At 50.1% G+C, this 14,773-nt stretch carries 13 protein-coding genes; 9 read left to right on the top strand and 4 right to left on the bottom strand.

Annotation, left to right across the window (positions count from 1 at the left end):
* Positions 1-3: 3 nt before the first annotated feature.
* The 3 genes from BFJ94_RS21675 to BFJ94_RS21685 form a co-directional block, all read right to left on the bottom strand.
* Positions 4-861, bottom strand: coding sequence for a sugar phosphate isomerase/epimerase family protein (locus BFJ94_RS21675; protein WP_120464498.1), 858 nt, complete (start codon positions 859-861; stop codon positions 4-6).
* 104 nt (positions 862-965) lie between these two features.
* Positions 966-1,844, bottom strand: coding sequence for a sugar phosphate isomerase/epimerase family protein (locus tag BFJ94_RS21680; RefSeq protein WP_120464499.1), 879 nt, complete (start codon positions 1,842-1,844; stop codon positions 966-968).
* 233 nt (positions 1,845-2,077) lie between these two features.
* Positions 2,078-3,136: a Gfo/Idh/MocA family protein gene (locus BFJ94_RS21685; RefSeq protein ID WP_120464500.1), complete on the bottom strand. Its 1,059-nt coding sequence runs from the start codon at positions 3,134-3,136 to the stop codon at positions 2,078-2,080.
* Between the two features lie 132 nt (positions 3,137-3,268).
* Between BFJ94_RS21685 and BFJ94_RS21690 the strand changes: the two genes are divergently transcribed.
* The 8 genes from BFJ94_RS21690 to BFJ94_RS21720 all read left to right on the top strand — a co-directional run bounded on the left by BFJ94_RS21690 (position 3,269) and on the right by BFJ94_RS21720 (position 12,118).
* Positions 3,269-4,132, top strand: coding sequence for an AraC family transcriptional regulator (locus BFJ94_RS21690; RefSeq protein ID WP_120464501.1), 864 nt, complete (start codon positions 3,269-3,271; stop codon positions 4,130-4,132).
* 124 nt (positions 4,133-4,256) lie between these two features.
* Positions 4,257-5,339, top strand: coding sequence for a hypothetical protein (locus BFJ94_RS21695; RefSeq protein ID WP_120464502.1), 1,083 nt, complete (start codon positions 4,257-4,259; stop codon positions 5,337-5,339).
* A gap of 748 nt (positions 5,340-6,087) precedes the next feature.
* The gene (gene ltrA, locus BFJ94_RS21700) at positions 6,088-7,239 is read left to right on the top strand and encodes a group II intron reverse transcriptase/maturase (protein ID WP_229717260.1); all 1,152 of its coding nucleotides are present in this window, start codon (positions 6,088-6,090) and stop codon (positions 7,237-7,239) included.
* A 19-nt stretch (positions 7,240-7,258) separates the two neighbouring features.
* Positions 7,259-7,420, top strand: coding sequence for a hypothetical protein (locus tag BFJ94_RS25955; protein ID WP_229717261.1), 162 nt, complete (start codon positions 7,259-7,261; stop codon positions 7,418-7,420).
* A gap of 233 nt (positions 7,421-7,653) precedes the next feature.
* Positions 7,654-8,622: an AAA family ATPase gene (locus BFJ94_RS21705; protein ID WP_120464503.1), complete on the top strand. Its 969-nt coding sequence runs from the start codon at positions 7,654-7,656 to the stop codon at positions 8,620-8,622.
* Positions 8,623-8,632: 10 nt separating this feature from the next.
* Entirely contained in the window at positions 8,633-9,754 is a 1,122-nt protein-coding gene (locus BFJ94_RS21710; protein WP_120464504.1) for a DUF58 domain-containing protein, read from the top strand.
* Positions 9,755-9,793: 39 nt separating this feature from the next.
* On the top strand, positions 9,794-10,663 hold the full coding sequence (locus BFJ94_RS21715; protein WP_120464505.1) for a GNAT family N-acetyltransferase: 870 nt from the start codon (positions 9,794-9,796) through the stop codon (positions 10,661-10,663).
* 192 nt (positions 10,664-10,855) lie between these two features.
* The gene (locus BFJ94_RS21720; protein ID WP_162944369.1) at positions 10,856-12,118 is read left to right on the top strand and encodes a glycosyl hydrolase family 28-related protein; all 1,263 of its coding nucleotides are present in this window, start codon (positions 10,856-10,858) and stop codon (positions 12,116-12,118) included.
* Between the two features lie 207 nt (positions 12,119-12,325).
* On the opposite strand, the gene BFJ94_RS21725 is transcribed toward BFJ94_RS21720, so the two are convergent.
* Positions 12,326-13,633 (bottom strand): right-handed parallel beta-helix repeat-containing protein, encoded by a 1,308-nt coding sequence (locus BFJ94_RS21725; protein ID WP_162944370.1) that lies wholly within the window; start codon positions 13,631-13,633, stop codon positions 12,326-12,328.
* A 107-nt stretch (positions 13,634-13,740) separates the two neighbouring features.
* Between BFJ94_RS21725 and BFJ94_RS21730 the strand changes: the two genes are divergently transcribed.
* Entirely contained in the window at positions 13,741-14,718 is a 978-nt protein-coding gene (locus tag BFJ94_RS21730) for an NAD-dependent epimerase/dehydratase family protein (RefSeq protein ID WP_120464508.1), read from the top strand.
* Positions 14,719-14,773: the final 55 nt, after the last annotated feature.

The raw sequence follows: 14,773 nt of genomic DNA on the forward strand, positions 1-14,773 counted from the left end.
TGATTACAGCTCGTTCCAGATCCGCTTCACATTATCGAAGGCAATCTTCGCTCCGCGCTTGCAGTCTTCCATGCCTTCATATTCGATCGACAAGTAACCGTCATAGCCAGAGCTCTTGACGATACCTAGCAGGGCGGGTATATCGAGATCTCCTTGTCCGGCGATGGCACCGCGCAGGTAACGGCCCGCTGCGCTCGGGAACCAGCCTTCTCCCGGATTACGGTCGGCTGGACGGATATAGAAGTCCTTCACATGCACCATGGAGGCGATGCTGATATTATTCTTGACCGCGCTGATCGGATCTTCATCGACGCAGACGAAGTTACCGATATCGAGCGTCGTCTTGTAGTTGTCCCGGCCAACGGACTGAACTAACGTCTGAACCCGGTCGCTCGCTTGCACGTAATAGCCATGGTTCTCTACACTGGTCGTAATGCCAAAGCCTTTGGCATAATCGGCGATTTTGCGGCAGGCGGCAGCGATTCGCTCCAGATCGGAGTTGAAATTCTTGATCGATGTATCGGGGCGAGAGGCGACATCATGGCGCATCAGCTTCACGCCGAGCCGATGAGCGACGTCGACTTCCTTCATTACCCGCGCGATCTCAGCCTCGTAGGCCTCCTCGCTATCCGTAATGAAGTTGGCGCCGATCGCATAGTTGGAAATGTCGATTCCGGCCTTCGCGGCGCGCTCGACGATTTGGTCGGTCAATTGCGGATTATCGGCCAGGCTGAAGCCAAGCGGAACGATCTCGATATGCTCGGCTCCGATCTCCTTAACCCAATCGATGACATCCAGAATATCCATAGACCCTGCTTCCATGGCCTGATATAAACTATAAGAGCTGATTCCCAGCTTCATGATGATACATCTCCTTGTCTCTGTAAGCTTTATAAGCTGAACGGGTCAGGCAGCCGGGTGAAATGTCCTTCCAACTCCCCTGTCCCTTCTTTAGTTCAACATTTCTAGTTACGGAAAGCCTGAATGAACTTAACGGCTTTTTCGATGTCCGCTGCTGGATTGTCGCCCACTTCTCTCTCGATGGTCAGATAGCCTTTATAGCCGATTTCCTGCAGAGCTGCGAAGTAAGCCGGGAAGTCGACCTTGCCCTCTCCAAGTGGAACCTCTTCGAAGGCGGCGCCAGAGCTGGCCATTTCGGCAATCTTCTGGTGGTCCATCGCATCGTAGCCGAGATATCCATAGACATCTCTAGGGTCAACAGTGCGTAGGCGAAGTCCGTCCTTCACATGTGTATGCACGATATAATCCTTGAGCGTCTTGACGCCTTCTACCGGGTCATCGCCAGTGACCATGACCATATTGGCCGGGTCGAAGTTGACGGAGACACCGCGGGTGCTAAGCGTATCGAGGAAGCTCTTCAGATGAGCGGCTGGCTCCGGGCCAGTCTCGATCGCAAAGAAGGCATTCATATTGTTCGCATAGACGCCCAGCTCTTCACAGGCTTCCTGCATAGCTGTATAGATCCGTCCATTGCGATCCTCCGGGACGATCCCGATATGAGTGGTCACCACATTCGTGCCGAGATCCATCGCCAGGTCGAGAATTCTTTTGGATTTCTCGATTTTGGCCGGGTTGGCGGTGGCATCCTGGAAGCCATGGCCAGCCAAATCGCCGCATAATGCCGAGATTTCCAGCCCGAGGTCAGCGATGTATTGGCGCAGTTCCTTACGCTGGGTCGCGCTGAGCTGATCCGGGTCCATTTCACCCGATACGGCGTAGATTTGCACGCCTTCTGCACCGATCTCCTTCGCCTTCTTCAAGCCTTCACGTACGCCAATACCGAAGCTGTCTACAATGACACCGATTTTGTTCGTCAATTTCACCTTTGTTCACACTCCCTGATATTTTGTAAAATCTATGTTCTATCCTGAATCAATGAAAGTTCAAAAAGTCCGGTTTTCAGCACCGAGAAGGTTGGATGAAGCCGGGACTGAGGAGCGCAGCGTACGTAGTGGGTACGTGAGCACCGGAAGGCCCGGCTGAATTCAAGATTCGATGCCGAATTAGCCTCCTGATTTACTTCGTGATCAAAAGTGGACTTTTTGAACAACCTCTATTAGAATTCGATTTCTCGGCCTTCTGCTGCCGATTGATAAATCGCATTCAGAATCTGAATCAGCTGAGTTCCGTCCTCTACCGGGCAGATCGTCTCCGTGTTCCCCAGACAGCATTCTACAAAATGATTGATTTCCCGGTTGAAGGCACCTTGGAAGTCGAATCCTGGATGCGTGATCTGCGGATCGATATTCATCATCGTATTATGGCGTTCAGTCGTGATCTTCAGCTGCGGTTCGAGCTCGGCTCCGCCTTTATCACCGTAGATGTTGATCAATTGTGAATCCTGTGTAGCATGGAGAGTGAAGCTGACATCGACCATCAGGGAAGCTCCATTCTCGAAGCGGATCAAGGCATTGGCCATATCCTCTACTGTATTGTGGGCAGCATCATAATCCGCTGCTTTATAGAAATCATAGTTCAGTACATTCGAGCGGTTGCCCAGCTTGCGATACGTGTTGCCGGTGACCGATTTGACCTTCGGCTTGCCCATCAGATACCAGCACAGGTCGATGACATGCACGCCGATATCGATCAATGGACCGCCGCCGGACCGTTCAATATCAGAGAACCAGCCGCCGGGATTACCTATTCTGCGGATCAAGCTTGCCTTGGCAAAATAAACTTCACCCAGATCACCAGCATCAATGAAACGTTTTAATACTTCGATGTTGGAAGCGTGGCGGCGGACATATCCGACCTGCAGTGTTTTGCCAGTACGATGTACGGCTTCCTGTACGCGAAGAGCCTCATCTACCGTCTTACAGAGCGGCTTCTCGCACAGCACATTCTTGCCGGCCTCAAGGGCAGCGATACTGATCTCAGCATGGGAGTTGTTCCAGGTACAGATACTGATCGCATCTACTTCAGCATTGGCGAGCAGATCACGATAATCGGTATAGACATGAGGCACATTATACTTCTCTGCCGCCTTCTTGGCTCTTTCCTCGTTCAGATCGCAGACTGCGAACAATTGTACCTGAGGATTGGCTTGATAGGCATTCAGATGAGACTCTGAGATGGATCCACAACCGATGAGACCGATTTTTACCTGTTTCATTGTTTACGCTTACATCCTTTCATCCCCGCGGCGAATTTGCTACAATATAGTCTACTAAATTCACGGCGGCATGGTTTATTTGTTCAATTACCTACAATCTATCACAAGATGTATAAAGGGAGAATGTTCAGAATGACAAAATATATGGACTATACGATCAGCCCTTATCCACTGCGCACCTTCGACCCGGCGGTGGAGCCGAGCAGGCTGAAGCTGAAGTCCCTGGCGATCATTGGAGCGGGGCATCTGCCGGGAAGAACCATGCAGCGGGTGAAGGGGAAATTCCTGAATTGGGCCTTTGTCATAATTACGAGTGGAGAGGGCTACTATCAGGTGAATAACGGAGAGATTCAGAAGGTACAGGCTGGTTCCTGGTTCTGTCTGTATCCCGATGCTGAATTCAACTATGGCCCTTATGAGGGCGGATATTGGGATGAATATTATTTCAACGTGGAGGGGCAGCGGATTGAGGAATGGCTGCAGACCTGGCTGCCCAATCCCGAGCTGGTGAAGCGTAGTAATTCGGAGGAGTCGCTGCAGCATCGCATGGAGATTATGTTCACGCTCATCGACAGCCGACAGCCGAGCAACCTAGATCGGGCGGCCCTGATGCTGGAGCTGTTCCTGTATGAATTGGTAGCCCAGGCTGAGCAATCCCTGGCGGGGAACAGAGGAACCTTCGCTCTGCAAGTGATAGAAGACATTACGCGTTCGCTCTATGTACAGCAGAGTCCTGAGGATATAGCGGCTAGACATCATATTTCACTATCTACGCTGCGCAGGATTGTTCATGATTATAGCGGATACCCGCTCAATGAGTTCATCCACCGCCTGAAGATGACGGAAGCCAAAAATATTCTGCTAAACACGGACATGAGCGTCAAGGAGATTGGCGAAGAGCTCGGTTACAAGGATATGTTCTATTTCTCAAGGGTATTCAAGCGGATTACGGGAGTCTCACCGAGTGGATACCGGAAGCATGGCGGAAGCAGCTGAGCCAGCAGGGCTGTGACGTCCTAACTTCATATATGTCGAAATATGGGCTAACACACAGCATGGTTCTTTTGCATAAACTGTAGAGTATTGATTTTTCGGTTTAGAGAAAGGAGCAGGACTGAGTATGGCAGAGCAGGATCTTCATTATTTTGTACGGGGAAATACGGCGCAAGGATTGGCTAGCGTGGCGGATTCAGTATTTCAGGGACTGGGTACGATCTACGTACTGAAGGGGTATCCAGGGGGAACTGAATTCTTAATAGGGAGAATTGCGGCAGCATTGGAGCAGCGTGGTCTTCCGCTACACAGAATACATCAGCCGCTTGAACATGAGTATCTGGAGGGGATTATCGTTGATAGCCTCTCGATCGGAATCGTGGACGGGGATGTCTGGGCAGCGAATGAGGAATTAGTCGGAACGGATGTAAGGCATATTGATCTTTGTTCGGTACTCGATACGAGCAGGCTGGAGACAGCAGCGGTGGAGATTGAACGATTGCAGGAAGAGATGGAAGCAGCCTATGAAGAGGCATTCGCCACCTTCCTTAAGACGCTGCGTATTCATGACGAATGGGAGAAAATCTTCATCGACAACCTGGATCGTGGGGTAATGAACTCGCTAGCTGAGGAATGGGCGGAGCAATACCTACAGCCGGTCAGCACCGGCAAAAAGTCGCAGATCGTACGGCGTTTCCTTGGCGCAGCCACCTGGAGAGGGGCGGTTGACTTCGTTCCCAATTTGACCGATCGCTTGCAGACTCGCGTATTCGTTAAAGGCCGTCCGGGATCCGGCAAATCGACTTTGTTCAAGAAGCTGGCCGCCTTCGCAGAGCAAAAAGGCATAGATTTGGAAATATACCATTGCGGTTTTGATCCCGAGAGCCTCGATATGCTGGTATTTCCAGAGTTAGGCGTAGCGATATTCGATAGTACCGCTCCCCATGAGCACTTCCCCGTTCGCCAGGGAGATCAGATTCTGGATGTGTACCAGCTGGCAATTGCCGAGGGCACGGATGAGAAGTATGCAGATGTTGTACAGACGATGAAGAGCCGCTACTCCGCTTCCATGAAGCAGTCGATTTCGTATTTGGCTAGAGTGAAGGAGCTCCGCGACCGACTTAAGGCAATTTACCGTGAGGCAGCAGACGAAGAGAGCCTGTTCCCGCTGGAGAACACGATACTAAGCGGTATTGAGGCTCGGGTGTAGTTAAGGCGCTATTCAGTCCGCAGATATCTAACGAAACTCCATAACGCTATTTGCTCAAAAACATGACCAGCTTGAATCTAACGAAACTCCATAACGCTATTTTAATGAAATCCGGGGTTTAAGACAGAATTTCGCCCCAATAGCGATACTCAGTTTCGTTAGATTTTTAATTCGTCTTTTTTGACACAAATAGCGTTACCCAGTTTCGTTGCGCGCCTAGCCAAGCTAGGCATAACTAACTGATGAAAGTTCAGTCGGGGTAAAGACCAAGCTGCCCCGTAGCTAGCAGGCAGTCTACGACGAAATTCGTGGACTGAAGCCCTGTAAAAAGCATGTAAAAAAAAACATGTGAAGCAAATCCACAGGCCGTAATGAAAATGAACCCTACCGCATCGTCAAGGTTAACCTACCTCAAAGGGAGGAAAAGAGAGTGCCGAGCCCCGAGCGAAAGGGTGAAGGCCATGGAACGCATGAAGAACTTGGATCGCAGTGCGGAAGAACTCTCCGGTGTATAGGGGTCGGCATGTGGAGAAAGTTATGTCTGGAACTAGGGAGACCCTCACCCACACGAAAAAAATACGTAAATGGTGAACCTATAAGCCTAAATAGGTGAAATGGGAATCCGTGGGAAGGGAGTCGGAGGGGGCCATAGTACTGATGAGGCAAAGGACAACATAACCTTGCGGAGGGAAGGGCGTCAAAAGACAATACCCCACTTCATTCATGGGAACTGAGGAGGTAAGAGCGAGTGAATGCCCGAAAGGCTAACTACGCCAAAGAAAAAGCTCGACAACTACAAAGAACTCTATACCTTGCGGCTAAGGAAAAACCGACACGTCGATTTCATGCCCTCTATGACAAGATCTACCGGGAAGATATCATGACCTACGCGTGGAAACAGATCAAAGCAAACAAAGGTAGCGCGGGGATAGATCGAGTAACGATCCAGCAGATTACCGAAGAATATGGAGAGAAACGCTTTATCCAGGAAACCTGTGGTCAACTCAGAAATGGAACGTACCGCCCCTCTCCCGTTCGGAGAGTCGAAATCCCTAAAGGGGATGGTCGAACAAGACCCTTGGGGATTCCAACCCTGCGAGATCGACTGGTACAGATGGCCACAAAAATCGTGCTAGAAGGGATCTTCGAGGCAGATTTCAAGGACTTCTCCTATGGATTCCGCCCGAAACGAGGTGCCCACGATGCGATCCAGAAAATCATGACGACGGTCAATGAAGGGAAAATATACTGGGTCGTCGATGTGGATATCAAAGGATACTTCGATCATATATCGCATGAGAAACTGATGATGCTGGTAGAGAGGCGAGTAAACGATCGTAGAGTATTGAAACTAATCCGCGGATGGTTAAAGGCAGGAATCATAAAAGATGATCAGTTTTATGAATCAGAGCTGGGAAGTCCGCAGGGCGGCGTGATATCTCCATTACTGGCCAATATCTACCTCAACTATCTGGATACGATATGGGAGCAACAATTCTCCCATATCGGTACGCTGGTCCGGTATGCTGACGATTTAGTCGTTTTATGCTACCGAAAAACGGAAGCGATGGAGGCGATTCGCATCTTAAGAACGGTGTTCACCCGCTTGGAACTGGAAATGAACCTAGAGAAGAGTAAGCTGGTGAACATATGGGACGATGATGTGGGTTTTGATTTCTTGGGACATCACTTTCGGAGATTAAAAGTGGCTCGCAAAGGGGGAAAGGAAGCTCATATTTTGAGAAGCTTTCCATCCAAGAAGGCGATGAAGAAAATGCGAGCGACGGTGAAAGAGATAACGGGCTCACGACATCTACTCCACAAGAAAATAAATGACTTGATCGGGGAACTCAATCCAAAAAAGCCGAGGATGGAGGAACTACTACACCCAAGCGGATAAAGGGATAGCAAACCGTTTTCTGAGTAAGATCGATTGGTATATTCGAAGAAGATTGCTAATCTTCTGGAGGAAGAAACACCATAGACGCAGACCGAGCCAGGGGATCTTTGAGTTACTCCAACGAGAGGGTTTGAACTCGGTTACGACGTGGAAAAGGAAAAGTACGTACTGCCCAAGGTGAAGAATGTCGGAAAGCCGTATGCGGGAAAACCGCACGTACGGTTTGATGAGGAGGGGCTGGTAAACCCAGCCCTTTACTCTACATAATTTATCGGTCCTTTTGTTTTATGGGACAAGGTATATTTTACCACGGTCTCCTTGGCGTATGATACAATTATACTCGTGAAAATACATAATTAAGAGAAGCCTAGTAAATCAATTTTACCCTACTAGTTGTTAAGGCGGTGCAAATACATGAACTTACAGGAAGCTGTTGAAACCACCCGACGGATCTATGACAACATTGGAAAAGTGATCGTAGGCAAGCAGGAAGTGATCGAGCTGCTGCTGGCTTCACTATTTGGCAATGGTCATGTGCTGCTTGAGGATGTGCCTGGAACCGGAAAGACGCTGCTGGCCAAAGCTCTGGCCCGTTCCTTGGATGGGGAATTCAAGAGAATACAATTTACACCGGATTTGCTGCCCTCCGATCTGAGCGGGATTAACTTCTATAATCAAAAGACGGGGGAATTCGAATTCAGACCCGGTCCGGTATTTACTCATGTGTTGCTGGCTGACGAGATTAACCGTGCTACACCGCGCACCCAATCCAGTCTGCTTGAATGTATGGAAGAGCGTCAGGTGACGATCGACGGAGTTACGCATGAGCTGACCAGTCCGTTCTTCGTCATGGCCACTCAGAACCCGGTTGATAACCAGGGAACATTTCCGCTTCCCGAAGCGCAGCTAGACCGCTTCCTGATGCGAATTGAGGTCGGCTATCCAACATTCGAGGAGGGCGTCGACATCCTGCAAAGATTCCAGCTCAACAATCCGCTGCATGAACTTGGCCCGGTTGCTGCGGGAGCCGAGGTCAGGGCAGTTCAGCGGTTTACGGCTGGCATTGCCGTGTCAACGGATTTGCTAGGCTACATCGTCCGGATCACCGAAGCGACGCGCAGGCATCCTGATGTCAGGCTGGGCGCCAGTCCACGGGCGAGCAGTGCTCTGCTGCGCGCTGCGCAAGGGATCGCTTTGATTCAGGGACGGGATTATGTGACTCCGGATGATATCAAGCGGGTGGCAGAGCCGGTGCTGGCCCATCGCTTGCTTGTTCGCCATGGACTTCGTCTTGATGATCAGCAAGGCTCGGCTATAGTCCGCCAATTGCTGGGCGAGGTGGAGGTTCCGGCTGAGAATATGCTGACCGGAAGAGGAAAGTAGGTGGACCCGCATGCAATTAACCTGGTTAATTGTTAGCGCTTGCATCCTTATTGGATTGCTCTCGCTGGTGTATGGCCGTTGGGCGCTGAGTGGGCTGACCTACACCCGATATTTCTCCCGTAACTCGGCCTTTGAAGGCGATAGCGTAGAAATGGTCGAGGTCATTACCAATGCCAAATGGCTGCCGCTTCCCTGGCTGCGCCTGGAGTCTAGCATTCAGACCGGGCTTAGCTTCGGCAATCAGACGAATCTGGATATTTCATCAGGTGATATCTATCAGAATCATATCAGTCTATTCTATCTTCGTCCTTATCGGCGGATCAAGCGGCATCATCAGGTCGTATGCTCGCGTCGGGGCTTGTTCCATCTGGAGTCCGCTACGCTGACGACTGGTGATCCGCTCGGGTTCAGCGCCGAGGCGAAGACATTCCCGCTCGATCTGGAGCTGCTCGTATATCCGCAAATTCTCCCTTTACAGGAGCTGCCTCTACCCAATCATAGTTGGATCGGAGATCTGGCGGTACGGCGTTGGATAGTGGAGGACCCTTTCCTCACCTCGGGTATCCGGGAATATCGACCTGGGGACACGATGGGATCGATTAACTGGAAGGCTACGGCCCGTACGGGAGCGCTTCAGGTTCATAAGCGGGATTATACGGCGGATCACCATTTGATGATCTGTCTCAATCTGGAGGATAGCGATACGATGTGGCGTAATATCAATGATCCTGAGCGGATTGAACTCGGAATCAGATATGCGGCAACCGTCGCCGCCCAGGCACTGCGCAGTGGAGTCGAGACCGGCTTGATCTGCAACGGGCATTTACTTGACGGTCCGCGGGAATCGATCAGGATCGAACCGTCATCGGCGGCGGATCAACTCGAACTAATACTGACAACGCTGGCCAGACTGGTGTTGGATAGAACCGTCTCTATGTCTACATTGCTTGAGTCCGTTGTAAATGAGGCGTCGGTAGATACGGATTACCTGCTTATCTCCTGCCATCAGGGCGAGAAACTGAGGCTGGCGGCGGATCAACTGCGGCTGCAGGGCAATGGTATTGAATGGATGGAGATCCCTGTGCTTGAGGATTCTCAGGTCGCAGCCTCAACCTCAGCCTCAGCGTCATGATCCTATTTTATTAATTTTAAATTGCCAGGGGGAGTCCACTTGATTCAATATTATCGAGGTACAGAGCAGGATATGGAAGTGTTGTTCTCTGCTTTTCAGGCTGGATTTATCGACTATATGATCAAATTTGAGCTATCTCTGGAGCAGTTCGCCGCCCATTTCTTCGGGCCGGAAGGGAATGCGCGTGAGCATTCCTTTGTGGCTATGCGCGGTGAAGAGCCGGTGGGACTTATCCTTGGCGGGATGAAGCAGTACGAGGGAGTGCAGACGATGCGCTGCGGAACGCTTGCTGTGAAGCCCGATCTGCGCGGGCAGGGGGTAAGCCGGGAATTGTTCACATTGCATCAGGAAGAGGCCGTCCAGCAGGGCTGCCGCCAGCTATATCTGGAAGTGATCGTCGGGAATGACCGGGCGATTGCCTTCTATAACAAGCTCGGGTATCAACGGAGGTATGATCTGAATTATTATACGTTGAATGCCGCCTCTGGCTTGGCAATACCACCGCTTCAAGATGCGATCCAGAATAGCGCGTTAACCATCGGACAATTGGATAAGGAACAATTTATCGAAGCGCTGCAGGACCGGGGGGATTTCCATCTGAACTGGCAGAATGATCTGGACTATATCACCTGGTCAGACCGGAATTTATTTTACGGGGTCAGGATGAATGGCAGATCTATCGCGGCTATGGCGATAACTCCTCAAGGACGAATCAGCCTGCTGACCGTGAACGAGGACTATCGGAACAGAGGAATAGCTCGAAGGCTGCTTGCAACGGCCATCCGTGAGTTGGCATTAACTAGACTGCAAATTTCATTCTCCAGCAATGACGCATTGCAAGGATTTCTTCAGCGGCTGGGTTTTCAAAAGGACTCGATCCAACAGTACGAAATGTACAAATTTCTCTGAAAAGTGACATAACATGGCCGTAGTAACGCCTCAAAACAGACAAATCGCGTTTTTTCTCAATAGTTAGGCCAAGCAGAAGGGCGGATGCCGATTGTTCCTCGAGGTCTCCCGTTATTAAATAAAATTAAAGATATATTCGCGGCTCGATTTGCACCAGTGCTCATGAATATGCAAAATCGGGAGGAGATCAGTATGATCGACGTAAAAAAAGCGGGAGCGCGGGGAGATGGAAGGACGGATGATACGGCGGCCATCGAGAGAGCACTGCAGCAGGCGGAGCAGCTTAAGGAGACGGTTTATTTTCCCACAGGGGTGTATATCGTAAATCCAGCCAGAACGCTGTCGATAGGTGAGAATACTTCAATTCTGGGTACTGGCAAATCATCCGTCATTAAGGCCGCATCTAACGGATTTGGTTGGGAAATGATCAGAATACTCGGTAGCAACCTCAGTATTAACAATATCTCATTGGATGGAAATAATCGCGTAAATCGGGTGCTCGTGATTGGCAACGGCTGCTCGAATATAACGATAGCCAATAGCTGGGTCGCCAACGCAACGCATAGTACTGATAGCAATAGTCCTTACTATACTGGGGTCGTATCCGGTATCGTTATTTATGGGGATACAAGTGATATTTTGATTTCAAAGACGGAGGTCTCGAATGTTACTGCCATTAATATGTCAGACGGTACGCTGATCGCCAGGGGAATCTTCGTCACTATCACATGGGGCAGCCAGGAGCGCATAGGCAAGAATATTAAAATTTCAGGCTGCTATATCCATCACATCAGTCCAGCCGATGACGGGGATGGCATCTACTATGAAGATCCAGCGATAGATGATAACCAGGGCGAGGATACGGGCAGCATCATATCTAACAATCGATTCGCTTATTGCTGTAAGCGCGCGATCAAAATCTACGCCCATGGGATCAAAATCCAAGGCAATCAGATCGACAATCCCTTCTTGAACAATAATTATTATCAAGCCACGAAGAAGGGGACGCTGGCCCCGGATATGTTCTCCGCCATCAGCATCTTCGGCAACAATACCGTGATCACCAATAATATCATCAGCGGAATCGGCAGCTTCTACGCCGCCATCGAGGTAGGGATCAGCGAAGTGATCGAGAATCTGGTCATTCAGGGCAACAATATTAGTATGGGGGATCGGAGCAATATAGCGGGAACTACGGCAATCCGTTTGGGAGATGTCAGAGGTTTTCAGCTATTGCACAATAATATCTCCAATGGCGAGAGAGGGGTCTGGACGTGGTTGGACGCGGATGAGGGGCTGATTCAGAATAACTCCATCGTGGTGAGAAAGGGAACGGGTATAGACCTGACCACGTATTTAAGCGGACATGTGGTGAAGAATATTACCTGCATCGGCAACAACATTACAGCGGGTAAAGAGAAAATTTTGATCCCGATCAATATTTCCATCCAATAAAATCATCCATTCACATCGACAACTCACATCCTATTCTACCCCGTTTCGTTGCAATTTTAGGGTAGCCTTTATGCCGAAATCGGCAGGTTGATTTGCTGGTAAACGTGAGGAGGGCGATCCATCACCAATCATTCAAACCTCCCGAATATGCAACGACTCTCAAAAGCCGGCATCTGCCTTCCCTGGATTGGGAAGGCAGATGCTGTGCTATTCCATAAGCTCGCTCACATGATTCTCGGACAAGATCCCCTTGAGCGCCTGGGCATCCTCAGCACGGATGCCTGTATTGACATCCCGAATCCAATTGTCACGGATCCTGGAATGACGGACTGCGCCAAGCCGTATTCCTGTCGTCATTTTCTGCGCTTCAACGTCATTCCCTCCAGTAATTTTATTATTCTCAATCACGAGATGCTGCAGCGCTTCAAAATCTGCTTCGATGGCGGCATAGTAGCTTCCTGTACCATCAATGATATTGCCGATTAACGTGACATGACTTGCATAGACCGAGATCGCGGAGTACATATCCTGGGGCAAAGGCTCGCTGATGTCCGTCTGGTAACGATTATCGCCTGAATAAGGGTTGGTAATATGGTTGTTGCGGACTATCACCCCGGGCGCAGAAATTTTGATGCCTCTTTTGGCGCTATGATGGATTCTATTGTTCTCTATGATGGAGTCGGACAGCTCCGCAGGAGCAGAGGAAATATCGAAGAAGATTCCGTCCGCGTCCTCTCGTGGAGAGATATATGAGATTTCATTGTCGGAGATCATTACGCGCTTGGCAGGCGAAGCACCAGAGGCATTCCAGACCATAATGCCCCGGGCGACGGGCTGCTGGTTCATCGCGTGAATACGGGTGATCAGGGACGAGGTGATCCTGATGTCTGCGGTATCTCCATAGATCATAATGCCGGAGACGACGGCGGAATAGAGAGGACTGTCCGGATCGGTGCCTTGTCTCATATTTTGGATTACTGAATTTGTAATCGCCACATTCGCAGACCCCGGGTGAATGCCAATGCCGCGAATGAAGCGATCTTCGCCGTCAATGATCACTCCATCAATAAGAACATGACGCCCCGAGATCATCATCGTTTCATACCCGGAGGATTTAGGCGGTTCGACCGTAAATTTCAATACGGGCTTGTCCCTTCCAATGAGGCGGACGTTGCTGTGCAGCTGCAGCGGATGCTTCACCAATAGCCGATAGGTTCCGGATGGGATGATAATTCGTGTTAACCCTTTGCGCTCAGCTGCTTGATGTAGAACCTGCGTGAATATGGCACTATCATCAGTCAGACCATCTCCCTGTGCACCTGCCTCTTTAATATCGATCGTCATTGAAGGAGAAGGCTGCTTGATGGTCAGAGCCATCATGACCAAGAAGACCCAGAATAACAGGCGGAGGAAGAACCGGGACTGCGGTGGGGTCCGACGTACTGGATGAACCGGACGTATCGAGGGTTTCGAGCGCACCGGGGGAGCTATTTGCTTCGTTCGATGGTCTGTCACGAGGGAAACTCCTTTCATATCTATGAATATGTGCTAAGCGCATAATTTACATCTCTCATTCATAAATTGTCTAAACAGATAAATTGGAGAATGGAGAGTAGACAAAGATGAAGGTGTTAGTTACCGGAGGTGCCGGTTTTATTGGCCGTTGCACAGTTAACCAGTTGCTTGAAAGAGGTTGCCAGGTGGTCGTTGTTGATCAGCGGCGTGAACAGGATGAACCGGTCTGGGACAAGTCAGTTACATGCTATAAGACCGATATTAGAGCAGAGGAGCTGGAGCGAATCTTCGCTGAGGAGAGGCCGGACTATTGCCTCCACCTCGCGGCCCAGGTCAGTGTCGCACAATCCTTCGAGAATCCTGATCGGGATGCGGAGACCAATATTCTCGGGACGATTAATGTATTGCGTATGTGTGTTCGATACCATGTCAAAAAGATCATATTTGCCTCCTCGGCGGCGGTCTACGGGAATCCAGTTAGTTACCCTATAGTGGAGAAAAGCGAGCTTGATCCCCAGTCCTTCTACGGGATGTCTAAATGGGTGGCGGAGAGCTATATTCAATCCTTCTCAGATCAATATAATCTTGATTATACAATCCTTCGCTATGCGAATGTATACGGAATACGCGAGCGGAGAACCGGCGAAGACGGTGTGCTGACGGCCTTCATTGAACGGATGGCAGGTGGACTGCCGATGGTGATCTATGGCGACGGCTGTCAGACGAGAGATTTCGTCTATGTAAGAGATGTAGCGGCAGCGAACGTGTTGGCGCTTGAGGCCGGATCGCGGCAGATCATTAATATAAGCAGTGGTTCTGGTATTTCGCTGCTAGAGATCGGGAATATTTTGCAGGATATATGTGGTCACAGCATTTCTCTTCAGTTCATGCCGCAGAGGCCGGGAGATATTGATCGAAGCGTACTGAGCAATGATAGAGCCCGGGAACTGCTGGGATGGTCGCCTTCCTATTCGCTTGCTGAAGGGCTGCGGGCGATGATTGGATATGAATACATGATGAGGAAGACGAGAGGGCTAGTACATATACCGGATCGTCTCGATTATAGCAGAATTACAGCGATTTGAGGATGCGGGATCCTTCCCTGAGATTGGGGGCAGGGTCCTTTGTCATGTTTTCGCA

The organism is Paenibacillus aceti (genome assembly GCF_003614185.1).
In the GTDB taxonomy this organism is placed as follows: domain Bacteria; phylum Bacillota; class Bacilli; order Paenibacillales; family Paenibacillaceae; genus Fontibacillus; species Fontibacillus aceti.

Bases quoted from the DNA above. Each gene is read 5' to 3' on its own strand.
- BFJ94_RS21710 (WP_120464504.1), top strand. From the start codon at position 8,633: ATGCAATTAACCTGGTTAATTGTTAGCGCTTGCATCCTTATTGGATTG.
- BFJ94_RS21695 (WP_120464502.1), top strand. From the start codon at position 4,257: ATGGCAGAGCAGGATCTTCATTATTTTGTACGGGGAAATACGGCGCAA.
- BFJ94_RS21730 (WP_120464508.1), top strand. From the start codon at position 13,741: ATGAAGGTGTTAGTTACCGGAGGTGCCGGTTTTATTGGCCGTTGCACA.
- BFJ94_RS21720 (WP_162944369.1), top strand. From the start codon at position 10,856: ATGATCGACGTAAAAAAAGCGGGAGCGCGGGGAGATGGAAGGACGGAT.
- BFJ94_RS21690 (WP_120464501.1), top strand. From the start codon at position 3,269: ATGACAAAATATATGGACTATACGATCAGCCCTTATCCACTGCGCACC.
- BFJ94_RS21685 (WP_120464500.1), bottom strand. From the start codon at position 3,136: ATGAAACAGGTAAAAATCGGTCTCATCGGTTGTGGATCCATCTCAGAG.
- BFJ94_RS21705 (WP_120464503.1), top strand. From the start codon at position 7,654: ATGAACTTACAGGAAGCTGTTGAAACCACCCGACGGATCTATGACAAC.
- BFJ94_RS21675 (WP_120464498.1), bottom strand. From the start codon at position 861: ATGAAGCTGGGAATCAGCTCTTATAGTTTATATCAGGCCATGGAAGCA.